Below are 22,702 nucleotides of genomic sequence, written 5' to 3'. Positions count from 1 at the left end.
TGGGGCCGCGGCACTTGCCCGCGCAGCCTTCGCACCCTAAAGACTGCCAAAGGACGAAGAAAATGGGCAGGACAGGCATATGCGCGGCAAGGGCAAACAAACCATCGTCTGGTTGCTGATGGGGATGCTGGTTCTGGGGCTGGGTGGCTTCGGTGTGACCAACTTCTCGGGCGGCACGGCCGATATTGGCGGCGTCGGCAAGGTCGATGTCGGCTCGCAGGACTATGCCCGCGCGCTGCGCAACGAAGTGCAGGACTTTGCCGCCCGCACCGGTCGTCAACTGACCCCTTCGGAAGCCAAATCCATCGGCATTGATCAGGTTGCGCTGTCGCGCCTGTTCGTTGCCGCCGCGATGGAGGATGAGGCGAACCGACTTGGCGTGTCCGTGGGCAACAAGGCCGTCGGCGACCAGATCGTCAAGTCCCCCGCCTTCGCCGGGTTGGACGGCAAATTCGACCGTGCCCGCTATGCCGACACGCTGAACCGCGAAGGCATCCGCGAACCGGAATTCGAACATGACCTGCGCATGGACGAAGCCCGCCTGATCCTGCAGCGCGCCACGCTTGCCGCCGTGACCGCGCCCGCGCCCGTGACCGACCGCGCCTTGGGCTGGTTGCTTGAAACGCGCGACATCCATTGGAAAGAACTGACCGCAGCCGACCTGACCGCGCCGATCGCGACGCCGGACGATGCCACGCTTGAGGCATGGCACAAGGCCAATGCCGACCGCTTCACCTCGCCCGAGACGCGCAAGATCACCTATGTCTGGCTGACCCCGGAAATGCTGGAAAAAGACGTGCAGGTCGATGAACAGGGCCTGCGCGACCTTTACAACCAGCGCATCGACGAATTCCAGCAGCCCGAGCGTCGGATGGTCGAACGCCTTGTTTTCCCGACCCCCGACGCCGCAGCCGAGGCCAAGGCGCGTCTGGACAAGGGCGAAACCAGCTTTGAACAGCTTGCCAATGAACGCGGTCTGTCGCTGAACGACATCGATCTGGGCGAGGTGTCCAAGGCCGATCTGGGCGAAGCGGGCGATGCCGTCTTTGCGCTAGACCAGCCCGGCATTGCCGGTCCTGCGCCCAGCAATCTGGGCCCGGCGCTGTTTGCGATGAACGCCATTCTTGAGCCGGTGAACGTCCCGTTCGAGGAAGCGCGCGAAGACCTGCGTGTCGAAGCCGCCGTGGACCGCGCGCGCCGCCAGATCGACGACCAGACCGGCACCTTCTCGGACGAGTTGGCGGGCGGTGCAACGCTTGAGGATCTGGCCAAGGACACACCGCTGGAACTGGGACAGATCGACTGGACCGGCAAGGACGAAGGCGGGCCGAACAGCATCGCCGCCTATCCCGAATTCCGCGAACATGCCGCCTCGATCGCCGAAGGCGACTTCCCCGAGCTGTTCACCTTTGAAGACGGCGGCGTGTTCGCGATGCGTCTGGACAAGATCGAGCCGCCTGCGCTGATCCCCTTTGCCGAGGTGCGCGACCGCGTGCTGGAGGATTGGACCCAGAACGAAACCCATCGCCAGCTTCTGACGCTTGCCGATGAACGCCGCGTGGAAACCGAAGCCGCGACCGATCCGGTGCTAAGCCCGACGCCCGCCGCGACCACGCCCGTCGCGCAGGCTGTGGGGGCCGTCGATCCGCAGGCCACCATGCCCGCGCCTGCGCCTGTCCAGCCCGACAAGGGCAAACCCGAGCTGAACCTTGCGCGCGGCGGCTTTATCAACGGCGTGCCTCAGGACGTGGTGACCAAGGCCTTTGAGATCGCCGAGATGGGCGAAACCTCGGTCATCGATGCGGATAACCGCGTGTTTCTGGTGACGCTGGACCAGATCCATTCCGCCGACATCAAGGCCGAAAGCGCGCAGCAGATCCGCGATGGCATCGTGGCCGGTCAGACCGACTCTTTGCGGCAGGACGTTTTTGAATACTTCACCCGCGCCGTGCAGACGCGCGCTGGCGTGACCGTGAACCAGACCGCTGTCGATGCGGTCAATGCGCAGATGCAGTAATGGACATTTCGCCTGATTTCGCCGATTTCGAACGGGGCTGGGCGCAAGGCCGCAACCAGCTTCTGACCCTTCGTCTTGCCGCCGATCTGGATACGCCGGTCAGCCTGATGCTGAAACTGGCCGAGGCCGCGCCCAACAGCTTCATGCTGGAAAGCGTGACCGGAGGAGAGGTGCGGGGCCGCTATTCCTTTGTCGGCATGAAGCCGGACCTGATCTGGGATTGCCGCGACGGTCGGGCCCGCATCAACCGCAATGCCCGCTATTCCGACGAATTCGTCGCCGACGACCGGCCCGCGCTGGACAGCCTGCGCGCGCTGATCGCTGAAACCCGGATCGACATGCCCGATGGCGTGCCTGCGGGTGCGGCGGGTCTGTTCGGCTATCTGGGCTATGACATGATCCGGCTGGTCGAACGTCTGCCCGATGTGAACCCCGATCCGCTGGGCCTGCCCGACGCGGTGATGATGCGCCCCTCGGTCGTGGCGGTGCTGGATGGGGTCAAAGGCGAGGTGCTGCTTTGTGCCCCGGCATGGCATTCCGACATCCCCGCCCGCGCCGCCTATGCGCAAGCGGCGGAGCGCCTGATGGAGGCACTGCGTTCGCTGGACCGTCAACCCAGTGAGCCGCGCGCCCTGGGCCATGACCTGAGCGTTGGCGAGCTGCGTTCGAATTTCAGCAAGGACGCCTATCTGGCGGCCGTCGAAAAAGCCAAGGATTACATCCGCGCGGGCGACATCTTTCAGGTCGTGCCCTCGCAGCGCTGGTCGATGGACTTTCCGCTGCCGCCGTTTGCGCTGTATCGCAGTCTGCGCCGGACCAATCCGTCGCCCTTCATGTTCTATCTGAACTTTGGCGGCTTTCAGATCGTCGGGGCCTCGCCCGAAATTCTTGTCCGTCTGCGTGGCGGCGAGGTGACGATCCGTCCCATCGCAGGCACTCGCGCACGCGGCGCCACGCCGGACGAAGACAACGCGCTGGAAGCCGACCTGCTGGCCGACCAAAAGGAACTGGCCGAGCATCTGATGCTGCTGGACCTTGGCCGCAACGATGTGGGCCGCGTGGCCAAGATGGGCACTGTCACCCCGACCGAGAAATTCATCGTCGAACGCTATAGCCACGTCATGCACATCGTGTCGAACGTTGTGGGTGAGCTGCGCGAAGGCGAGGATGCCCTGTCTGCCCTGCTGGCGGGGATGCCTGCGGGCACGGTCTCGGGCGCGCCCAAGGTTCGCGCGATGGAGATCATCGACGAGCTGGAGCCGGAAAAGCGCGGCGTCTATGCGGGCGGCGTCGGTTATTTCGCCGCCAATGGCGAGATGGACATGTGCATCGCGCTGCGCACCGGCGTGGTCAAGGACGGGCAGCTATATATCCAGGCGGGCGGCGGCGTCGTCTATGACAGCGACCCCGAAGCCGAGTTCATGGAGACGGTGAACAAGTCGAACGCCCTGCGCCGCGCTGCGCAGGAAGCGGCGCGGTTTGTTCGCGGGAATAGCTGATGCAGGCTGTGGTCACCGGGGCCAACCGAGGCATCGGGGCCGGTCTGCTGGCCCGGATGCAAGGGCGCGGCGATCAGGTGATCGGCACCAGCCGCAAGCCTTCTGCGGGATTGGTCGAATGCGATGTGGCGCGCCCCGATGGTTTCGGCGCGCTTGTCGGGGCATTGGACGCCCGCCCGTTGGATCTGCTTGTCTGTAACGCCGGGGTATATCTGGATAGCGGTCAGACGCTTGCAAACGGCTACAGTCCGCAGGATTGGGCCGATACCTTTGCGGTCAATGTTACCGGCGTTTTCCTGACGGTGCAGGCATTGTTACCGGCATTGCAGATGGGCCGGGGCAAGATCGCGATCATTTCGTCGCTGATGGGCAGTGATCAGCGCGCTCCGGGTGGCAGCTATATCTATCGCGCCTCGAAGGCAGCGGCACTGAACCTTGGCCGCAACCTTGCGACCGATCTGCGCAAAGACGGCATTGCGGTCGGCGTTTATCACCCCGGCTGGGTGCGGACCGAGATGGGCGGCTCTGGGGCGGATATTTCGCTCGAACAATCCGTGGGCGGATTGATCGAGCGTTTCGATGCGCTGGATATGACCCACAGCGGCTGTTTCGAGGCGTGGAACGGCGACGCGCTGCCGTTCTAGGCGCGTTTCGCCACCCGCCACTCTCGCCACGTCAACCAGATCACGGTCGCGTCCAGCAGGCTCAGCGCCAACAGCGCGGGCGCGCCGGTATGTGCCCAGCGGGCCATCTGCGTGACGATGAACCCCGCGAATACCGCCATTCCCAGCGGATAGGCAAAGGCCAGCTTGCGCATCAGCATCACGATGATCGCCAGCTTGATCGCGCCATGAGCCAGCAGATACAGCGCATAGAAGTGCTGGCTGGCGCTGGTGAAGCCGTCCAGACTGGCGGCAAGGCGGGTAAAGATGGGGCTGTGCCGCCCCTCGATCAGCGAGTTATGCGTCAGCCAGCCGATGAAATCCGCGATGCGCTGATGGGGCACAAGCCGCAGGCCAAGGCCCGCAGCAATCTCGAACAGCGCAAAGACCGACTTAACCAGCAGCGTCGATTCGAACAGCCAGTGCAGCCAGCCTTTGCTGCCTTCGATATGCCTGAGGCTCAATCCTCGCCCCGGAAGGGTTGGACATATTGCAGCGCCATGTCCCACGGAAAGAAGATCCAGGTGTCCTGGCTGACCTCGGTCACGTAGGTCTGGACCATGGGGCGGCCCTTGGGCTTGGCGTAGACGGTGGCGAAATGCGCCTTGGGATACATCTCGCGGATCAGCTCCAGCGTGCGGCCGCTATCGACTAGATCGTCGATGACCAGAATGCCCGCGCCGTCGCCCATCAGTTCCGGGTCGGGATGCTTGATGACCTGCAATTCGCCCTGACCCGCTTCGGCGCCGACGCCCTTGTAGGATTTGACGGAAATCGTGTCGATGGTGCGGATGTCCAGTTCGCGCGCGACGATCATCGCGGGAACCAGTCCGCCGCGTGTCACGGCCAGAATGGCCCGCCATTCCGTGCCATCCAGCCGCCACGACAGCGCGCGGGCATCGCGGTGCAGCTGGTCCCAGCTGATATGGAAGCCACGTTCATGCGGCAGGCGGTCGTTCATGGTCGGTCCTTTCAGTGCTTGAGGATCAACAAAAGCCCCAGCATGCCCATGGCGATGCTGGCGGCCCGGTCGATCCAGAATTTCGCGGCAAAATAGCGCGTCCGCATCACTGCTGTCGACATAAGAAAGGCAACCGTCGCATACCAAAAAAGCTCAGTCGCAAGGCAAATCGCGTAAAGCGCGCCCTGCTGGGCGCCCGCAAGCGGTTCGGGGAAGACCGACAGGATCAGGGCTGCGTAAAACAGCGCGGGCTTGGGATTCGACAGGTTCAGGGCAATGCCGCCCATGAACCCCTTTGCGCCGCCCGCAGCAGGGGGCAGGGGCTGCGTCGATGCGGCCCACAGCTTCCATGCGAACCAAAGCAGGTAGAAGCCGCCAAAGATCTTCAGCGCCACGAACAGGCCGGGATGCAGCTTGAACAGCACCGCCAGACCAGCCAAGGCAAAGATGCACCACAGTGATGCGCCAAATGCCAGCCCCAGCGCATAGGGCAGCGCGCGTTCCCGCCCGTGGTTGAAGGCGGTCTGGACCGTCGCGATGATCGACGGCCCCGGCGTCAGGATCGCCAGCGACAGGGCCGAGACAAGAGCAATGACCTGCTCGGCCCCCAGCATGGCTTAATCTTTCTTAACTGCCGCGATGTCGGGCGCATCTACGGCCTTCATGCCGACGATATGATAGCCCGAATCAACGTGGTGGGTTTCGCCCGTGACGCCCGAACCCAGATCAGACAGCAGATACAGCGCGGATTTGCCGACCTCGTCCTGGCTGACATTGCGGCGCAAGGGCGAGTTCAGCTCGTTCCATTTCAGGATATAGCGGAAGTCCCCGATGCCCGATGCGGCCAGCGTCTTGATCGGTCCGGCGCTGATCGCGTTGACGCGGATGCCGTCCTTGCCCAAATCCTCGGCCAGATAGCGCACCGACGCCTCAAGCGCGGCTTTGGCGACGCCCATGACGTTGTAATGCGGCATGACGCGCTCGGCACCGTAATAGGTCAGCGTCAGCATGGACCCGCCCGGACCCATCATCGCGGCCGCGCGGCGCGCAACGGCGGTGAACGAGTAGACGGAAATATCCATCGTCATCAAGAAGTTGTCGCGCGTGGTGTCGGCATAGCGACCGCGCAGCTGTTCCTTGTCGGAAAAGCCGATGGCATGGACGATAAAGTCGATGCTGTCCCAACGCTGACGGATCGCATCGAACAGACCGTCGATCGACACTTCGTCCGAGACGTCGCATTCCGCGATCAGATCCGAGCCAAGCTGCGCCGCCAGCGGCTCGACCCGGCGTTTCAGCGCCTCGCCCTGATATGAAAAGGCAAGCTCTGCCCCTTGATCGGCAAGGGCCTTGGCAATGCCCCATGCGATCGACTTGTCGTTGGCCAGACCCATGATGAGGCCGCGACGGCCTTTCATCAGCCCTTGACCGGCTTCACTTGACATGATGCTGCCCCTCGCGCTTCTTCGATTTTCGCAGGATTAGGACAACTGCAAGGGGGCATCAAGTGTTGGTGACTAAGCTGTCATGAGCGACCGGACCGGAATATTCGCGGGCAACGACCCGTATGCCATCGCAAGAAGCTGGCTGGCCGAGGCGGAAAAGACCGAGCCGAACGATCCGAATGCGATCGCGCTGGCGACGGTGGATGCCGATGGGCAGCCCGATGTGCGCATGGTGCTGCTGAAGGAAATCGAGGGCACGACGACCGACGGCGCGTTCGTGTTCTACACGAATTTCGAAAGCGCCAAGGCGACCCAGATCGAGGCGACGGGCGTGGCATCCTTCGTGATGCACTGGAAATCGCTGCGCCGCCAGATCCGCGTGCGCGGCCATGTCAGCAGGGTCGAGGATGAACTTGCCGACGCTTATTACCGGTCGCGCGCCTTGCAGTCGCGGATCGGCGCGTGGGCGTCGAAACAAAGCCGTCCGCTTGAGAGTCGCGGGGCCCTGATGACCGAAGTCGCGCGTCAGGGGATCAATCTGGGATTGAATCCGCCACGCCCTCCGCATTGGGGTGGATACAGGATTCGGCCTTACCAGATCGAATTCTGGGCTGACGGTGCGTTTCGCCTGCACGATAGGTTCCAATGGTTAAAACATGCCTATTTGAGTAAAAACAATATCATGCAGGATATTACCGGCGAAGGCGTCGAAAGTTTCTGGATCGTGCGGCGTCTTAGCCCTTGATGCCGCTCATGGTTTTATCCATGGTATGGAAAACCTGACCCAATTCCGGTTCTGGTCCGATCAGTTCAGTTTTGCAGGCAAGCCGCAGAACGGGGTCGGGCAGTCCGGGTTTATCTGGTTATTACGAACGGGATAACTGAGTGAAATGAGCGATAACGACGAGCAGCAGCGGGAAGTCGCCGGCGTCGTGAAATGGTTCGACGGCAACAAGGGCTTCGGCTTCATCACCGATCCCGAAGGTGGTGCCGATATCCTTTTGCATGCCAACGTTCTTCGAAATTTCGGCCAAAGTTCGGTCGCCGAAGGTGCGCTGGTCAAAGCGCTCATTCAGAAAACTCCTCGGGGTGTTCAGGCGATCGAGATATATTCGATCGAACCCCCCGCCACCGAACCCATGCCTGCCATTGCCGATCTCTGCTCGGCCACCCCCGAAGAGGTTGCGCGCCTGCCGCTGCTGCCCGCGCGGGTCAAATGGTTCGACAAGGCCAAGGGCTTCGGCTTTGCCAACGTGTTCGAACAGAAGGCCGATGTGTTCCTGCATATCGAAGTTCTGCGCCATTCCGGCTTTTCCGATCTTGCCGTGGGCGAGGCGATTGCGCTGCGTGTGGTCGATGGCCGCCGCGGCATGATGGCCGCCCAGATACTCTCGTGGGAACGAGCCGCCGTGGAGGCGCGAGGTGCCCAACCGGGGGGAGCGGCCGCGCTCGCTAAACTGCGGCTGGTCGCGGGCGCGGTATGAAATGGCAGGCCGTAGCTGTTGTTCTCGGACTAACTAATCTTCTTCCCTACACGGCCCAGGCAGCGACTTGTTCGATGGACAAGGCGCTGTTTTCCGGTGGCGGGCGCAGCGTCGAAGTTGCGGTGGAAATCGCCGATGATGCAGCCGAACGCGCGCGCGGGTTGATGTTTCGCCGCGATCTGCCACAGGGCAGCGGTATGCTTTTCATCTATGAGCATCCGCAGCAGGTCGCCTTCTGGATGCGAAATACCCTGATCCCGCTGGACATGATCTTTATCGATGCGCGTGGCGAGGTGCGGCACGTGCATCCCATGGCCAAGCCGCTGGACGAAAGCTCGGTTCCGGGTGCCGCGATCGGTGATCCGGCGCCTGAACGGCTGATGGTTCTTGAGGTTCCGGGGGGCGATGCGGCGCGTCTGGGCATTAGCCCCGGAATGGTGCTAAGCCATCCCGGCATCCCGCAACAGCAGGCCCGTGCGCGCTGCAGTTGATCCGGTAACACCGCATTTTCCGCTTTCCCCCCGCGTTTTCAGTCGCTAGACAGCGGCATGGTTCGGGGCGTAGCGCAGCCTGGTAGCGCGACGGTTTTGGGTACCGTAGGCCGGAGGTTCGAATCCTCTCGCCCCGACCAGCTTCCGGGTATTGCTATTCCGTGGGATCACCGCTGGCGCTGTCAGGCGTGGTCTTGCGGTCGTAGATCGGCTGTCGCGCCGTGGTCGGGCGTTCGACGGGGGCATCGTCCTTGCGTTGGGACGGTCGCGTGGTCTGGTCCTTTTCCATGTCCTTTTCGGGCATCGCTTGGTCCTTTCGACGGCTGTTTCGGTGCAACGACCACAGCGCCGCGATGTTCCATGATTTTCGGCCCTTGCCCTTTTCCCCGGCCCCTCCTAGAAGCCCCGATGATTGTTTTGATGCTGGGGGGCACGGAATGCCGCTTCTGGTGATGAAATTCGGCGGCACTTCGGTTGCTGACCTTGACCGCATCAAGAATGCGGCCGCCAAGGTCAAGCGCGAGGTCGAGCGTGGCTATGACGTGATCGTCATCGTCAGCGCAATGTCGGGCAAAACCAATGAGCTGGTCGGTTGGGTCGAGGCGACTTCGCCTTTGTTCGATGCACGCGAATACGATGCCGTCGTCGCGTCGGGCGAAAACATCACGGCTGGCCTGATGGCGCTGACTTTGCAGGAAATGGATGTTCCGGCGCGCAGCTGGCAGGGCTGGCAGGTGCCGATCAACACGACCGCCGCGCATAGCTCGGCGCGTTTCGTGGACATTCCGCGCGAGAATATCAACGCGAAATTCGCGGAAGGTTTCAAGGTTGCGGTCGTCGCGGGCTTTCAGGGCGTGTCGCCCGAAGGTCGCGTGACCACGCTGGGCCGTGGCGGTTCGGACACGACCGCCGTTGCCTTTGCCGCAGCCTTCAAGGCCGAACGCTGCGACATCTATACCGATGTCGATGGCATCTATACGACCGATCCGCGCATCACGACCAAGGCGCGCAAGCTGGAGCGCATCGCCTTTGAGGAGATGCTGGAACTGGCCAGCCTTGGTGCCAAGGTGCTGCAAACCCGTTCCGTCGAACTGGCGATGCGCTACAAGGTCAAGCTGCGCGTGCTGTCGTCGTTCGAGGATACGGACGAGAACTCTGGAACCCTGGTCTGTGACGAGGATGATATCATGGAATCGAAAGTCGTATCTGGCGTCGCCTTTTCGCGCGAAGAGGCCAAGATCACGCTGTTCACCATCGAAGACCGCCCCGGTGTCGCCTCGGCGATCTTCGGGCCGCTGGCTGACGCCGGCATCAACGTCGATATGATCGTGCAGAACATCTCGGAAAAGGACTATGACGAGGCGCATCCCGGCGCCGTCACGGACATGACCTTTTCCTGCCCGATCAATCAGGTCGCCCGCGCCAAAAAGGCGCTGGAGGATGCCAAGACCGCCGGCACGATCCAGTATGATGAGCTGATCATCGACGAGGACGTGGCCAAGGTTTCGGTCGTGGGCATCGGGATGCGCAGCCATGCAGGTGTCGCAGCCAAGATGTTCAGCGCGCTTTCGACCGAGAACGTGAACATCAAGGTCATCTCCACCAGCGAGATCAAGATTTCGGTGTTGATCGACCGCAAATATATGGAACTCGCGGTGCAGGCACTGCATGATGCCTTCGAGCTTGAGAAGGCCTGAGCCAAAGCTCGGGCCTTGATCGGAGGATCGTTTGGCCGAACGCAAGGACAGCGACTCGCGCAAGCTGCTGCAGCGGCTGCGCGAGACATTGGCGGCTCCGGGTGGTGGTCAGGACCGGCTTGACCAGATCACCCATCACATCGCCGATTCCATGGGAACGCAGGTCTGTTCGATCTATCTGTTCCGCGATCCCGACACTTTGGAGCTTTGCGCTACCGAAGGTCTGAACGCCGCCGCCGTCCACAAGACGCGCCTGCGTCTGGGCGAAGGGCTGGTTGGGCGCGTCGCCCGCACGGGGCGGCACGTAAACACCGCAAACGCCCCCGCCGAACCCGGTTTCCGCTACATGGCCGAAACCGGCGAAGAGGTTTACCCCAGTTTTCTGGGCGTGCCGATCCAGCGCGTGGGTGAAAAGCTGGGCGTGCTGGTCGTCCAGTCACGCGAGGCGCGGCAGTTTTCCGAAGACGAAGTTTATGGCCTTGATGTGGTCGCCATGGTGCTGGCCGAAATGGCCGAGCTTGGCGCATTCCTTGGTTCGCAATCCGACAGTATGCCGTTGGCGCACCGTTTCCCCACGGCTTTCCGTGGCGCGACGGGACAGGAAGGCGTGGCCGAGGGCCGGGTCTGGCTGCATGAGCCGCGTGTCGTCGTGACCAATCCGGTGGGCGAAGACCCGCTAAAGGAAAAGGCCCGGTTGATCGAAGCCGTCGCCATGCTGCGCACGACCGTCGATTCGATGCTTGCCGCGACGGACATGGGGCGCGGCGACGGTGCCGAGGTCATGGAGACATACCGCATGTTCGCCCATTCGCGCAGCTGGCTGCGCCGGATGGAGGAAACGATCGACCTTGGCCTGTCCGCCGAGGCCGCGGTCGAAAAGGAACAAAGTCAGGCCCGGTCGCGGCTGGAAAGCGCCGCGGACCCCTATCTGCGGGACCGGCTGCACGATCTGGACGACCTGTCGAACCGCCTGCTGCGTATCCTGACGGGGCAGGGCAAGGATACCGGCGCCGAGATGCCGGAAAACCCCATCCTTGTCGCGCGCAATATCGGCCCGGCCGAGCTGCTGGATTACGGCCGCAAGCTCAAGGGCGTCGTGCTGGAAGAGGGCTCGGTCGGAAGCCATGCCGCTGTTGTCGCGCGCGCGCTGGCGATCCCGCTGGTCATCCACGCCGAGCGTATCATATCCGAGGCGCTGAACGGCGATCAGATCCTTGTCGATGGCGATATGGGCATCGTCCATCTGCGCCCCGAGGAATCGGTGGCCAATGCGTTCCGCGACAAGATGGCCATGCAGGCCGAGGCGCAAAGCCGTTACGCCGGACTGCGCGACCTGCCCGCCACGGCGAAATGCGGAACGACCGTCGGGCTTTACATGAATGCCGGGCTGATGGCCGATCTGCCCAGCCTTGAAAGCTCGGGCGCCGAAGGGGTGGGGCTGTTCCGCACCGAATTGCAGTTTCTGGCCCGGACGCGCGTGCCGCGCCGGGGTGAGCTGGCCTCACTTTATTCGCATGTGCTGGACAATGCGCATGGCAAGCCGGTGATGTTCCGCACGCTGGACATCGGCTCGGACAAGGTGCTGCCCTATATGAAGCCCCAGGATGAGCCTAACCCCGCGATGGGTTGGCGCGCGATCCGTGTGGGTCTGGACAAACGCGGCGTCCTGCGGATGCAGTTGCAGGCATTGATCCGCGCTGCTGTCGGGCGCCCGCTTTACGTGATGTTCCCATTCGTCACCGAGATGCCCGAATTCGAGGAAGCCCATCGCCTGCTGATGGAGCAGATTGCCCGCGAACAGCGGCTGGGCCATCCCATGCCGACCGATGTGCGGGTCGGCGCGATGCTTGAGACGCCATCGCTGGCATTTGCGCCCAAGAAGTTCTTCGAGATGTGCGATTTCATCTCGGTCGGCGGCAACGATCTGAAGCAGTTCTTCTTTGCCGCTGACCGCGAGAATGAGCGGGTCAGGCGGCGCTACGACACGCTGGCCACGTCCTTTATCAACCTGCTGGAGCAGATCCTGCAACGCTGCGACGATGCGCGCGTGCCGGTGTCATTCTGCGGCGAAGATGCGGGCCGCCCGATCGAGGCGGTGACATTCGCGGCGCTGGGATTCCGGCGGTTGTCGATGCGACCGGCCTCGATCGGGCCGGTCAAGCATCTGATCCGGCGGGTCGATCTGTCCGAACTGAAGCGGGTGATCGACGACGCCCGCGCGATGGGCGAATTGAACCTGCGCCAGACCGTCACCGACTGGCTGGCGCGGCAGTAAGCCCCGCCGCGCGGTCGGCATTTCCTTTATGCATTTCCTATAAGAAGGGCTGGCCGCCCGTCTCGAAGCACTATGCGGCCCCGGCATATATCCGTTCCATCCCGATCCGTGCCGCGACAGATGCGTGCCGGACGGTTCCGTATCCGGCCTTTTCCCAAGATGCCGGACACAACCGGAGAGAACGGAAATGGACTTACTGGTTCTGTCAATTGCGGCAGGCTTCTTTGCCCTGATGCACGGCTATGTCGCCGCTTGCAGCAAGCTGTAAGGGGGCGGCGATGCTTCTTGATTATGTGCTGGGCGGCGCGGTCGCCGCCTTTGTCGCGGGTTATCTGCTTTACGCCCTTGTGCGTCCCGAGCGGTTCTAAGGGGGCGCTGACATGACGATCAACGGCTGGGTGCAGATCCTGATTTTCCTTGGGATCGCCGTCGCCCTTATCCGACCGCTTGGCGGCTATATCACCCGTGTCATGACCGGAGAGCGGACGTTGCTGTCGCCCGTTCTGTTGCCGGTCGAACAGATCCTTTACCGCGCCGCGGGTACCGACCGCGACCGCGAACAGCATTGGACCGATTATATGGCCGCGATGCTGATGTTCAGCGTCGTGGGCTTTGGGCTGCTTTACGCAATCCAGCGGCTGCAGGGCGGATTGCCCCTGAACCCCGCAGGCATGGGCGCGGTGGAACCCACCAGCGCCTTTAACACCGCCATCAGCTTTATGACCAACACCAACTGGCAGGGCTATGTCGGCGAGGCCACGATGAGCTATCTGACCCAGATGTCGGGCCTGACGGTGCAGAACTTCGTTTCTGCCGCTGTCGGCATGGCGGGGGCCATGGCGATCATCCGGGGCTTTGCCCGCGCCGACAGTCGGACGGTCGGGAATTTCTGGGTCGACCTGACGCGCGCCACGCTTTACGTGCTGCTGCCCATCTGCATCCTCGGCAGCCTTCTGCTGGTCTGGCAGGGTGTGCCGCAGAATTTGGGCGCCTATACCGTCGCCACCACGCTTGAGGGCGGGCAGCAGACCATCGCGCAGGGGCCAGTCGCCTCGCAAATGATGATCAAGCATCTGGGCACGAATGGCGGCGGGTTCTTCAACGCCAACGCCGCGCATCCGTTCGAAAACCCGACAGCGCTGACCAACCTGATCCATCTGGTCAGCATCTTTTCCGTGTCGCTGGCGATGCTGAACGTCTTTGGCCGCATGGTCGGCAATCCGCGTCAGGGCTGGGCGCTGTTGGGCGTGATCGGAGTGATCGTGCTTGTGGGCATCGTCGCCGTCTATTGGGCCGAAGGTGCGGGCAACCCGGCCTTGGGCCTCGCTGGCGGCAACATGGAGGGAAAGGAAACCCGTTTCGGCATCGCGCTTTCGTCGCTGTTTGCGGTCGTGACGACCTCGGCTTCGACCGGGGCGGTCAGCGGGATGCATGACAGCATGATGCCGCTGGGCGGGCTGGTGCCCTTGTTCTTCATGATGATCCCGCCCTTGGGTGGCATCGGCGCGGGCGTCTATGGCGTGCTGATCTATGCCATCGTCTCGGTCTTTATCGCGGGGCTGATGGTCGGGCGCACCCCGGAATATCTGGGCAAAAAGATCGAAGGGCGCGAGGTCAAGATGGCCATTCTTGCCATGCTTGGCCCGTCGGCTGCCGTCCTGATCCTCACGGCCCTCGCGGTTGCGATCCCGGCGGGGCTGTCCAGCCTGCAGGATGCCGGACCGCATGGCTTCACCGAGGCGCTTTATGCCTTCACCTCGGCCGCGAACAACAATGGCTCGGCCTTTGCGGGCATCAGCGCCAATACGCCTTTCTATAACATCACGCTGGGTCTGGCGATGTTGGCGGGGCGGTTCCTGCTGATCATCCCGGTGCTGGCGATTGCGGGCGCGCTGGCCGCGAAAAAGACCGTGCCCGCATCGGCGGGAACGCTGCCGACGACCGGGCCGTTGTTCATCGGCCTTGTCATCGGCATCACGCTGATCGTGGGCGGGCTGACCTTTTTCCCCGCCCTGGCCCTTGGCCCCGTGGTCGAGCATCTGGCGATGACTCTGGGCCAGACCTTCTGAACCTGCGGGCCGCCCCACGCGCGGCGGCCCATATCCCTTCCGCTGGAGTCTTTCATGGACCAGTCCAATTCCGCGCGCATGTTCGATGCCCGCATCCTTGTCCCCGCCATTGGGGACGCATTCCGCAAGCTTGATCCAAGGTCGCTTGCCCGCAATCCGGTGATGTTCGTCGTCGCCGTCGTCTCGGCGCTGACCACGGTCCTGCTGCTGCGCGACCTGCTGACCGGGGCCGAGCGTACGGGTTTTTCGGTGCAGGTCGTGGCTTGGCTGTGGTTCACGGTTCTGTTCGCCAATTTCGCCGAGGCCGTCGCCGAAGGTCGTGGCAAGGCGCAGGCGGAATCCCTGCGCAGGACGCGCAGCGAAACGCAGGCCAAGCTGCTGTCCGAAGGCGGTGATTTCCGCATCGTTCCCGGCAACAGCCTGAAACCGGGCGACGTTGTGCTGGTCGAACCGGGCGACATCATCCCGTCGGATGGCGAGGTGATCGCAGGCGTGGCATCGGTGAACGAAGCCGCAATCACAGGCGAAAGCGCCCCTGTCATCCGCGAATCCGGCGGCGACCGCAGCGCCGTCACCGGGGGCACGCAGGTGCTGTCGGACTGGATCAAGGTCCGCATCACCGCCGCCGCGGGCTCCACCTTCATCGACAAGATGATCGCGCTGGTCGAAGGGGCCGAGCGGCAAAAGGCCCCGAATGAAATCGCGCTGAACATCCTGCTGGCCGGGATGACGCTGATCTTTGTGCTGGCTGTCGTGACCATCCCCAGCTTTGCCGGCTATGCGGGCGGGCAGGTGCCGGTCATCGTGCTGGTTGCGCTGTTCGTGACGCTGATCCCCACGACGATCGGCGCGCTGCTGTCGGCCATCGGTATCGCGGGCATGGACCGGCTGGTGCGTTTCAACGTGCTGGCGATGTCGGGCCGCGCGGTCGAGGCGGCGGGCGATGTTGACACGCTGCTGCTGGACAAGACCGGCACGATCACGCTGGGCAACCGGCAGGCGGCCGAGTTCCGCCCGCTGCGCGGTATCACCGAACTTGAGCTGGCCGACGCGGCGCAGCTTGCGTCCTTGGCGGACGAGACGCCCGAGGGCCGCTCCATCACCGTTCTGGCCAAAGAGAAATATGGCATCCGTGGCCGTGACATGGCCAGTCTGAATGCGCAATTCGTGCCCTTTACCGCACAGACCCGCATCAGCGGTGTCGATGTGGATGGCAGCTCGATCCGCAAGGGTGCGGTCGAAGCTGTGCTGCGCCAGCTTGATCCCACCATCCGTCAGGATACCCGCGAATTGCAGCGCATCGCCGATGACATCGCCAAACAGGGCGGCACGCCTTTGGCCGTGGTCCGCGACGGCAGGCTGCTGGGGGTGATCTATCTTAAGGACATCGTGAAAGGCGGCATCCGCGAACGTTTTGCCGAATTGCGCCGCATGGGCATCCGCACGGTGATGATCACCGGCGACAACCCCATGACCGCCGCCGCCATCGCCGCCGAGGCGGGCGTGGACGATTTCCTTGCCCAGGCGACGCCCGAAATGAAGCTGGATCTGATCCGGCAGGAACAGGCCAAGGGCAAGCTGGTCGCGATGTGCGGCGACGGCACCAATGACGCCCCTGCGCTGGCGCAGGCCGATGTGGGCGTCGCCATGAATACTGGCACTGTCGCCGCGCGCGAAGCGGGCAATATGGTCGATCTGGACAGCGACCCCACCAAGCTGATCGAGGTGGTGGAAATCGGCAAGCAACTGCTGATGACACGCGGCGCGCTGACCACGTTCAGCATCGCCAATGACATCGCCAAATACTTCGCGATCATCCCGGCGATGTTTCTGGCGTTTTATCCGCAACTGTCGGGCCTGAACGTCATGGGGCTGGCCAGCCCCGAAAGCGCGATCCTGTCGGCGATCATCTTCAACGCGCTGATCATCGTCGCGCTGATCCCGCTATCGCTGCAGGGCGTCAAATACCGCGCCATCGGCGCAGGCGCGCTGCTGTCGCGCAATCTGCTGGTCTATGGGCTTGGCGGCATTCTGGTGCCCTTTGCCGGGATCAAGTTCATCGACATGGCGATCTCTGCCATGGGTCTGGTCTAAGGAGGCCGGTATGCTGAAACATCTTCGTCCGGCGCTGTGCATGATCGGCGCGTTCACCGTCATCACAGGTCTTGCCTATCCGCTGGCCGTCACCGGCATCGCGCAGGCAATGTTCCCGACGCAAGCCAATGGCAGCCTGATCGAACGCGATGGCAAGGTCGTCGGCTCGGCCCTGATCGGGCAGGGGTTCACGGGGGCGGGTTATTTCCACCCGCGCCCCTCGGCTGCCGGGGACGGCTATGATGCCGCAGCTTCCAGCGGATCGAACCTGGGGCCCACAAGTGCGGCGCTGGTCGCGCGGGTCGCGGCGGATACGCAGCGCCTGAAAGCCGAAAACGGCGGCCAGACGCCGCCCGTCGAGCTGGTCACCACCTCGGGCAGCGGGCTTGATCCGCATATCACCCCCGAGGCCGCGCTTTATCAGGTGGACCGCGTGGCGCAGGCGCGTGGCATGTCGCCCGATGCCGTGCGGGCGCTGGTCGCAGGTCACGTCCAGCCGCGCCTGCTGGGCGTGCTGGGGGAACCCGTGGTGAACGTGCTGGAACTGAACCTTTCGCTGGACGCGCGCCCCTAAAGCAGCAGTGCCCCCGATAAGATTTTCGGGGGCACTTTTACGCGCCGACGTCGCGATCTTTATAAAGATCCTATTTCAAAGCACGCAGATCCGTCTCGAATCCTTACGCATCAACGATGACATATCGGCATTGAACCGAACGCAAATGAACCCGGATGCCTGATCCCGATAACGAAACCCACCGCCCGTCCCCCGACGCGCTTCTGGAACGCGCGGCGCAAGAAACGCGCGGACGGCTGAAGGTCTTTCTTGGCTCGGCCCCCGGTGTCGGCAAAACCTATGAGATGCTGGAATCGGGCCGGGCATTGCTGGCTGACGGGCAGGATGTCGTCATCGGCGTGGTCGAAACGCATGGCCGTGCCGAAACGGCGGCGCTGCTGGGCGGGTTTCAGATCATCCCGCGCAAACAGACCTTATATCGCTGCCAGACGCTTGAGGAGATGGATCTGGACGCCATCATCGCCCGCGCGCCCCGTTTGGCGCTGGTGGACGAACTGGCCCATACCAACGCGCCGGGAAGCCGCCATCCCAAGCGATACCTTGATGTGCTGGAGCTGCTGGACCGGGGCATCGATGTCTATACGACCCTGAACATCCAGCATGTCGAAAGCCTGAACGATGTGGTGGCCCAGATCACCCGCATCCGCGTCCGAGAGACGGTGCCGGATTCCATTCTGGACCGCGCCGACGATATCGAGATCATCGACCTGACCCCCGACGATCTGATCAAGCGCCTGCACGAGGGCAAGGTCTATCTGCCCCGCACCGCAAAGCGCGCGATCCAGAACTATTTTTCACCCGGCAACCTGACTGCCTTGCGGGAACTGGCCTTGCGGCGCACCGCGCAGCGGGTCGATGCGCAATTGCTGAACCACATGCAGGCGCATGGCGTGCGCGGCCCGTGGCCCAGTGGCGACCGCATCCTTGTCTGCATCGATGCCAGCGCGCGGGGTCCGGCTTTGGTGCGTTACGCCAAGCGGCAGGCGGACCGGATGCGGGCAAGCTGGACCGCGCTGCATGTCGAGCTTGCGCAGGACATCAGGCTGGCCGATCCGCAAAAAGACCGCATCGCCAGCACCCTGCGTCTGGCCGAGCAACTGGGCGGAGAGGCCGTGACCCTGCCGGGGCAGGGCGTGGTGCGTGAAATCCTGCGCCACGCGCTGACCCATAATTTCAGCCATGTCATCGTCGGCCGCACCGAAAAGCCGCGTTGGCAGGAATGGCTGCGCGGCTCGGTCTCGACCGAGCTGATCCGGCAGGCGCGCGATCTGAACGTGCATGTCGTCGCGGGCCGGGAACGCGAGCGTCCGCCCACGCGGGCCATGACCTTTGCCCTGCCGCGGGAACTTTCGCTGCTGCCCTATCTGCAGGCGGTGCTTTACACCGCGATTGCCGTTCTGACCGGGGCGGCGCTGACCCGCATTTTCGACGTGCGCAATATCGGGCTGGTCTTTCTGATGGCGGTTCTGACCTCGGCTGCGACGGCGGGGCTGATGCCTGCGCTATTCGCCTCGGTGCTGGGGGCGCTGGCTTATAACTATTTCTTTCTGGACCCGCTTTACACGCTGGCGATCCGCGATCCCGAAAGCGTGGTGGCGCTGGTATTCTTTCTGGGTGCCGCTGCGATCACCTCGAACCTGACGGCGCGGGTCCACCGGCAGGCGCGGGCGGCGCGCATCCGGGCACGCACCACGGAAAGCCTGTATCTGTTTTCCAAGCGGCTTTCGGTTGCGGGCACGCTGGACGACGTGCTGTGGGTCACCGTGAACCAGATGGCGACGATGCTGTGCGTCAACACCGTGCTGCTGCTGCCCGAAGGCGATAAAGTCACCGTCCGCGCGGGCTTTCCCCCCGACGACACGCTTGACGATGCCGACATCGCGGCGGCGCAATGGGCGTTTGCGCATAACCTGCCCGCCGGGCGGGGGGCCGATACGCTGCCGGGCGCACGCAGGCTGTATTTGCCGCTGCGTACCGGGCGGATGACCGTGGGCGTGGTGGGGCTGGACAATGACCGCAGCGGCCCCTTGCTGACCCCCGATCAAAGCCGCCTGTTCGACGCGCTGGCCGATCAGGCCGCGCTGGCCATCGAACGCATCCAGCTTGTCGATGATCTGGATCAGGCCCGCCTGGTGGCTGAAACGGACAAGCTGCGATCCGCGCTGCTGACCTCGATCTCGCATGATCTGCGCACGCCTTTGGCGGGGATCATGGGGGCGGCGGGGATGCTTAGCGATTATTCGGATGAACTGCCGGACGAAAGCCGCCGCGACCTGCTGGCCACCGTGATCGAGGAATCCGAGCGGCTGAACCGTTTCATCGCCAATCTGCTGGACATGACACGCATCGAAAGCGGGATGACTGCGCCCAATGCCTTGCCGGTTTACCTGGATGAAATGGTGGGGGCGGTCCTGCGCCGGGCGCAGACGATCCTTGCCGGGCATCGCGTGCAGGTCACGCTGCCGCCCGCGCTGCCGCTTTTGCGTCTGGACCCGGTGCTGTTCGAACAGGTGCTGTTCAACCTGCTGGACAATGCTGCGAAATATGCGCCCGCCCAGACCGGGATCGGCATCGACGCGTGGCGCGACGGCAGTCATGTCACGCTGCAGATCCGCGACGAAGGGCCGGGCATCCCAGAGCCCGATCTGGAACGGATTTTCGACATCTTCTATCGCGTGCGAAAGACCGATCAGATTTTGGCGGGCACGGGCCTTGGCCTTGCCATCTGCCGCGGTTTTGTCGAGGCGATGGGCGGCACGATCCGCGCATCCAACCGCCGCGACCACAGCGGCGCGGTCTTCACGATCCGCCTGCCAATTCCCGATGATGACAAGGAACCGGAGATACAAGCATGAGCCTGAATGACGTAAAGGTGCTTGTGGTCGATGACGAACAGCCCATCCGCCGCCTGCTGCGCACCGGACTGACCGCCGAGGGCTATGCCGTGATCGAGGCGCGCAACGGCCGCGAAGCCCGCGAACTGGTGCTGTCGGAACGGCCTGATCTTATCTTGCTGGATCTGGGTCTGCCGGACCTGCAGGGGCATGACCTGCTGGAACGCTGGCGGGCCGATGCGCTGGAACTGCCAGTCATCATCCTGTCCAGCCGCACGGATGAGGGGGGGATCGTCAAGGCACTGGAACTGGGGGCCGACGATTACGTGACCAAACCCTTTGGCATGAAGGAAATCGCCGCCCGCATTCGCGTGGCGCTGCGCCACCGGCTGCAACAGCACGGCGAAAAGCCGATATTTCAGACGGGTGCGCTATCGGTCGATCTGGTGCGTCGCATTGTCAGGATCGGGGAACGCGAGGTGAAGCTTTCCCCCAAGGAATACGAAATCCTGCGCATTCTGGTGCAGCACGCGGGCAAGGTCATCACGCATCAACATCTGCTGTCGCATGTCTGGGGCAATACCGGAGAGGTGCAATATCTGCGCGTCTATGTCCGCCAATTGCGCCAGAAGCTTGAAGATGACGCCGATTGCCCGACCTATATCTCGACCGAGACGGGCGTGGGGTATCGTCTGCGCGAAGCGGATCAGTGACGCGCGGGGCACATCGGCAGTGATGCCGCCGTGCTGTCGAAGGCACGTGAAATCCAGCAATCAGATCGCTGATTTTCCAGAATTTTCGGAGATTTTGCCATCTGCCAACCGGCAGAAATAAATGGCGGACCCAGAGCGATTCGAACGCCCGACCCCCAGATTCGTAGTCTGGTGCTCTATCCAGCTGAGCTATGGGTCCGCTGTGAGGCGGTTATCTAGAGACAGTGCCGGGGGGGTGCAAGGCAAAAAATGAAGTTTTTCTGAAATCGGTCGAAAAACTTTGCCACCCCCGGAAAGGCGGCACTATTCGCTGATCGGGCCGTCGCGCAAGGCAACGCCAGCAAGCTCGCGCGGCAGGTGCAGGCAGAACTGCGTGCCGTCTTCGTCGCTGCGCAAAAGCTCCAGCCGTCCGCCGTGGTTGCGCACCAGATCGGCGGCAATGGCCAGACCCAACCCCGTGCCGCCCTTGCGCGACCCGCCCGAAAAAGGCTGGAACAGAAAGTCCCGCGCCTTTTTCGGCAGGCCGGGGCCGGTATCGCCGACGCGTATGAACCATTCCTGTTCATCCTCGCCCGCGCCGATTTCGATGGTGCCGGGTTTGCGCGTCGCCTCGATTGCTTGGCGGGCGTTGCGGGACAGGTTCGACAGCACGCGGAACAACTGGTCGCGGTCGGCGCGGATCATAAGGCCCGGCGGCACGTCGGTCAGGAATTCGATATGCCCCGCACCGTCCACGCGGTCGGCGGCCAGCGCCTCGGCCTCGGTCACCTCGGCGACCAGTGCCGACAGGTTGAAGCGCGACAGCGATGGCGCGGGCTCCTCGGCCTTGCCGAAGGCCAGCGTGGTTTCGCACAGGTTCACCGCGCGGCTGATCGAATTGACCAGCTTGGGCGCGGCGCGGCGCACGGCGGGGTCTTCGCTGGTCTCAAGCCGGTCGGCGAAGATCTGCGCTGTGGTCAGGATATTGCGCAGATCGTGGCTGATGCGGGCGACGGCTTGGCCCAGCTGCGCCAGCCGCGCCTTTTGCCGCAAGGCCGAGGTCACCGTGGTCTGCATTGCGGCCAGTGACGCCTCGGCCTCGTTCAGCTCGGCCAGCCGCGCAGATGGCGTGATGATCGAACGCGCGTCTTCGGGCGCGTTGGCATAGGCGGTCATGTGGCTGATGACACGCCGGATGGGCACCAGCAGCATCCGCTGGGCCGCGACGTTCAAAAGCAGTGCCGTCAGAATCGAGAACGCGGCCGAGATGAACAGCAGCCGCAGCCCGTAATCGATCATCTCGATCCGCAATTGCTTGGTGTCCATCGTGATCTCGATCAGCTGGCCGGCTTGGTTCACCGGGGCGCCGATCACGCGGATCACCTGATTCTGCGGGTCCATCAACTGTGCCAGCGCATCGCTGGCCGAGGTCAGGAAGGGCTGTTCGCGCAAGTCATAGGTCGCGGCGATGGGGCCGGGTATGGGCGATGACAGCACCAGCTGGCGCACATCGTTGCGCCGCAGCACCACGTTGAAGACGCCCGCATTCTCCAGCAGCTCGGATTCAAGGTCCGAGGCAAGCGACTCATCCGTCGCAAGCAGCGCGAGGCTGGCGATCTGCGCGCGTTCAAGACGCGATTCGAGGAAATCCAGACGATAGTTCGCAAGCGATGGCAGCAGGATCAGCAATTCGGCCAGAAGCACGAAGATCCCGGTCAGGACCGCGAACCGCCCGGAAAGGGTATTCAGGGACATATCAACCTTGTATTCCACCCCGTTCCGTGGCGTTGCAACCCACATAATGGTTGCGGGCTTGCAGTTCAAACCTGCGTGACCACGGAACGGTTCCCATGCCCCGAAGCCCGTCCGAAATCGCGTCCAAGATGGTTGACTTGGCAGCGGGCTGCG

General features: G+C 63.2%; 20 protein-coding genes and 2 tRNA genes. 15 read left to right on the top strand and 7 right to left on the bottom strand.

The features are described 5' to 3' along the window. Positions 1-79 precede the first annotated feature (79 nt). The 3 genes from FN835_RS00775 to FN835_RS00765 are packed head-to-tail and all read left to right on the top strand — an operon-like array spanning position 80 to position 4,160. Entirely contained in the window at positions 80-2,017 is a 1,938-nt protein-coding gene (locus tag FN835_RS00775; RefSeq protein WP_142661277.1) for a peptidyl-prolyl cis-trans isomerase, read from the top strand. Continuing rightward, entirely contained in the window at positions 2,017-3,516 is a 1,500-nt protein-coding gene (gene trpE / locus FN835_RS00770) for an anthranilate synthase component I (RefSeq protein WP_142661276.1), read from the top strand. The genes FN835_RS00775 and trpE overlap by 1 nt, the downstream gene beginning before the upstream one ends. Then, on the top strand, positions 3,516-4,160 hold the full coding sequence (locus tag FN835_RS00765) for an SDR family NAD(P)-dependent oxidoreductase (RefSeq protein ID WP_142661275.1): 645 nt from the start codon (positions 3,516-3,518) through the stop codon (positions 4,158-4,160). Before trpE ends, FN835_RS00765 begins: the two co-directional genes overlap by 1 nt. On the opposite strand, the gene FN835_RS00760 is transcribed toward FN835_RS00765, so the two are convergent. From FN835_RS00760 to fabI, 4 genes are read right to left on the bottom strand one after another with little or no spacing between them, the layout of a single operon-like run. Continuing rightward, positions 4,157-4,642: a DUF2127 domain-containing protein gene (locus tag FN835_RS00760; protein WP_185958537.1), complete on the bottom strand. Its 486-nt coding sequence runs from the start codon at positions 4,640-4,642 to the stop codon at positions 4,157-4,159. The two genes, FN835_RS00765 and FN835_RS00760, sit on opposite strands and share 4 nt — an antisense overlap. Further along, the gene (gpt, locus tag FN835_RS00755) at positions 4,639-5,139 is read right to left on the bottom strand and encodes a xanthine phosphoribosyltransferase (protein ID WP_142661273.1); all 501 of its coding nucleotides are present in this window, start codon (positions 5,137-5,139) and stop codon (positions 4,639-4,641) included. Before gpt ends, FN835_RS00760 begins: the two co-directional genes overlap by 4 nt. Positions 5,140-5,150: 11 nt before the next feature. Then, positions 5,151-5,753: a LysE family translocator gene (locus tag FN835_RS00750; RefSeq protein WP_246098616.1), complete on the bottom strand. Its 603-nt coding sequence runs from the start codon at positions 5,751-5,753 to the stop codon at positions 5,151-5,153. Between the two features lie 3 nt (positions 5,754-5,756). Next, the gene (gene fabI / locus FN835_RS00745) at positions 5,757-6,584 is read right to left on the bottom strand and encodes an enoyl-ACP reductase FabI (protein WP_142661272.1); all 828 of its coding nucleotides are present in this window, start codon (positions 6,582-6,584) and stop codon (positions 5,757-5,759) included. An 82-nt stretch (positions 6,585-6,666) separates the two neighbouring features. Between fabI and pdxH the strand changes: the two genes are divergently transcribed. From pdxH to FN835_RS00725, 4 genes are all read left to right on the top strand, one after another. After that, the gene (gene pdxH, locus FN835_RS00740; RefSeq protein ID WP_142661271.1) at positions 6,667-7,329 is read left to right on the top strand and encodes a pyridoxamine 5'-phosphate oxidase; all 663 of its coding nucleotides are present in this window, start codon (positions 6,667-6,669) and stop codon (positions 7,327-7,329) included. Positions 7,330-7,474: 145 nt separating this feature from the next. Further along, a complete protein-coding gene (locus FN835_RS00735) occupies positions 7,475-8,068 on the top strand; it encodes a cold-shock protein (protein ID WP_142661270.1) in 594 nt (197 codons plus the stop codon). A gap of 74 nt (positions 8,069-8,142) precedes the next feature. After that, positions 8,143-8,559, top strand: coding sequence for a DUF192 domain-containing protein (locus FN835_RS00730; RefSeq protein WP_246098615.1), 417 nt, complete (start codon positions 8,143-8,145; stop codon positions 8,557-8,559). Between the two features lie 63 nt (positions 8,560-8,622). Continuing rightward, positions 8,623-8,699, top strand: a tRNA-Pro gene (locus tag FN835_RS00725). 14 nt (positions 8,700-8,713) lie between these two features. On the opposite strand, the gene FN835_RS21130 is transcribed toward FN835_RS00725, so the two are convergent. Beyond that, positions 8,714-8,863, bottom strand: a complete 150-nt coding sequence (locus tag FN835_RS21130; protein WP_185958536.1) for a hypothetical protein — start codon at positions 8,861-8,863, stop codon at positions 8,714-8,716. A gap of 133 nt (positions 8,864-8,996) precedes the next feature. Between FN835_RS21130 and FN835_RS00720 the strand changes: the two genes are divergently transcribed. From FN835_RS00720 to FN835_RS00685, 8 genes are all read left to right on the top strand, one after another. Next, entirely contained in the window at positions 8,997-10,256 is a 1,260-nt protein-coding gene (locus FN835_RS00720; protein WP_142661268.1) for an aspartate kinase, read from the top strand. 31 nt (positions 10,257-10,287) lie between these two features. Next, positions 10,288-12,531 (top strand): phosphoenolpyruvate--protein phosphotransferase, encoded by a 2,244-nt coding sequence (gene ptsP, locus FN835_RS00715; RefSeq protein ID WP_142661267.1) that lies wholly within the window; start codon positions 10,288-10,290, stop codon positions 12,529-12,531. 278 nt (positions 12,532-12,809) lie between these two features. Next, positions 12,810-12,899: a K(+)-transporting ATPase subunit F gene (gene kdpF, locus FN835_RS00710; RefSeq protein WP_142661266.1), complete on the top strand. Its 90-nt coding sequence runs from the start codon at positions 12,810-12,812 to the stop codon at positions 12,897-12,899. A 12-nt stretch (positions 12,900-12,911) separates the two neighbouring features. Then, positions 12,912-14,600 (top strand): potassium-transporting ATPase subunit KdpA, encoded by a 1,689-nt coding sequence (gene kdpA / locus FN835_RS00705; protein WP_142661265.1) that lies wholly within the window; start codon positions 12,912-12,914, stop codon positions 14,598-14,600. 54 nt (positions 14,601-14,654) lie between these two features. Further along, complete coding sequence (gene kdpB / locus FN835_RS00700; protein WP_142661264.1) at positions 14,655-16,694, top strand: potassium-transporting ATPase subunit KdpB; 2,040 nt, start codon at positions 14,655-14,657, stop codon at positions 16,692-16,694. Positions 16,695-16,704: 10 nt separating this feature from the next. Beyond that, entirely contained in the window at positions 16,705-17,268 is a 564-nt protein-coding gene (gene kdpC, locus FN835_RS00695; RefSeq protein WP_142661263.1) for a potassium-transporting ATPase subunit KdpC, read from the top strand. Positions 17,269-17,423: 155 nt separating this feature from the next. After that, on the top strand, positions 17,424-20,123 hold the full coding sequence (locus FN835_RS00690; RefSeq protein WP_142661262.1) for a sensor histidine kinase: 2,700 nt from the start codon (positions 17,424-17,426) through the stop codon (positions 20,121-20,123). Then, on the top strand, positions 20,120-20,815 hold the full coding sequence (locus FN835_RS00685; RefSeq protein ID WP_142661261.1) for a response regulator transcription factor: 696 nt from the start codon (positions 20,120-20,122) through the stop codon (positions 20,813-20,815). Before FN835_RS00690 ends, FN835_RS00685 begins: the two co-directional genes overlap by 4 nt. Positions 20,816-20,937: 122 nt before the next feature. Here FN835_RS00685 and FN835_RS00680 read toward each other — a convergent pair. Together FN835_RS00680 and FN835_RS00675 are read right to left on the bottom strand one after the other, a co-directional pair. Continuing rightward, a tRNA-Arg gene (locus FN835_RS00680) sits at positions 20,938-21,014 on the bottom strand. A 104-nt stretch (positions 21,015-21,118) separates the two neighbouring features. Further along, positions 21,119-22,549: a sensor histidine kinase gene (locus FN835_RS00675; RefSeq protein WP_142661260.1), complete on the bottom strand. Its 1,431-nt coding sequence runs from the start codon at positions 22,547-22,549 to the stop codon at positions 21,119-21,121. Positions 22,550-22,702: the final 153 nt, after the last annotated feature.

The organism is Paracoccus laeviglucosivorans, assembly GCF_900182695.1.
GTDB lineage: Bacteria > Pseudomonadota > Alphaproteobacteria > Rhodobacterales > Rhodobacteraceae > Paracoccus > Paracoccus laeviglucosivorans.
The sequence above is the reverse complement of the archived record's forward strand: the minus strand, read 5'-3'. Positions and strand labels throughout refer to the sequence as shown.

Excerpts from the sequence above, each read along its gene's own strand:
- FN835_RS00775 (WP_142661277.1), top strand. The coding sequence starts at position 80 with ATGCGCGGCAAGGGCAAACAAACCATCGTCTGGTTGCTGATGGGGATG.
- trpE (WP_142661276.1), top strand. The coding sequence starts at position 2,017 with ATGGACATTTCGCCTGATTTCGCCGATTTCGAACGGGGCTGGGCGCAA.
- FN835_RS00765 (WP_142661275.1), top strand. The coding sequence starts at position 3,516 with ATGCAGGCTGTGGTCACCGGGGCCAACCGAGGCATCGGGGCCGGTCTG.
- gpt (WP_142661273.1), bottom strand. The coding sequence starts at position 5,139 with ATGAACGACCGCCTGCCGCATGAACGTGGCTTCCATATCAGCTGGGAC.
- FN835_RS00750 (WP_246098616.1), bottom strand. The coding sequence starts at position 5,753 with ATGCTGGGGGCCGAGCAGGTCATTGCTCTTGTCTCGGCCCTGTCGCTG.
- fabI (WP_142661272.1), bottom strand. The coding sequence starts at position 6,584 with ATGTCAAGTGAAGCCGGTCAAGGGCTGATGAAAGGCCGTCGCGGCCTC.
- pdxH (WP_142661271.1), top strand. The coding sequence starts at position 6,667 with ATGAGCGACCGGACCGGAATATTCGCGGGCAACGACCCGTATGCCATC.
- FN835_RS00735 (WP_142661270.1), top strand. The coding sequence starts at position 7,475 with ATGAGCGATAACGACGAGCAGCAGCGGGAAGTCGCCGGCGTCGTGAAA.
- FN835_RS00730 (WP_246098615.1), top strand. The coding sequence starts at position 8,143 with ATGGACAAGGCGCTGTTTTCCGGTGGCGGGCGCAGCGTCGAAGTTGCG.
- FN835_RS21130 (WP_185958536.1), bottom strand. The coding sequence starts at position 8,863 with ATGCCCGAAAAGGACATGGAAAAGGACCAGACCACGCGACCGTCCCAA.
- FN835_RS00720 (WP_142661268.1), top strand. The coding sequence starts at position 8,997 with ATGCCGCTTCTGGTGATGAAATTCGGCGGCACTTCGGTTGCTGACCTT.
- kdpF (WP_142661266.1), top strand. The coding sequence starts at position 12,810 with ATGCTTCTTGATTATGTGCTGGGCGGCGCGGTCGCCGCCTTTGTCGCG.
- kdpA (WP_142661265.1), top strand. The coding sequence starts at position 12,912 with ATGACGATCAACGGCTGGGTGCAGATCCTGATTTTCCTTGGGATCGCC.
- kdpB (WP_142661264.1), top strand. The coding sequence starts at position 14,655 with ATGGACCAGTCCAATTCCGCGCGCATGTTCGATGCCCGCATCCTTGTC.
- kdpC (WP_142661263.1), top strand. The coding sequence starts at position 16,705 with ATGCTGAAACATCTTCGTCCGGCGCTGTGCATGATCGGCGCGTTCACC.
- FN835_RS00690 (WP_142661262.1), top strand. The coding sequence starts at position 17,424 with ATGCCTGATCCCGATAACGAAACCCACCGCCCGTCCCCCGACGCGCTT.
- FN835_RS00685 (WP_142661261.1), top strand. The coding sequence starts at position 20,120 with ATGAGCCTGAATGACGTAAAGGTGCTTGTGGTCGATGACGAACAGCCC.
- FN835_RS00675 (WP_142661260.1), bottom strand. The coding sequence starts at position 22,549 with ATGTCCCTGAATACCCTTTCCGGGCGGTTCGCGGTCCTGACCGGGATC.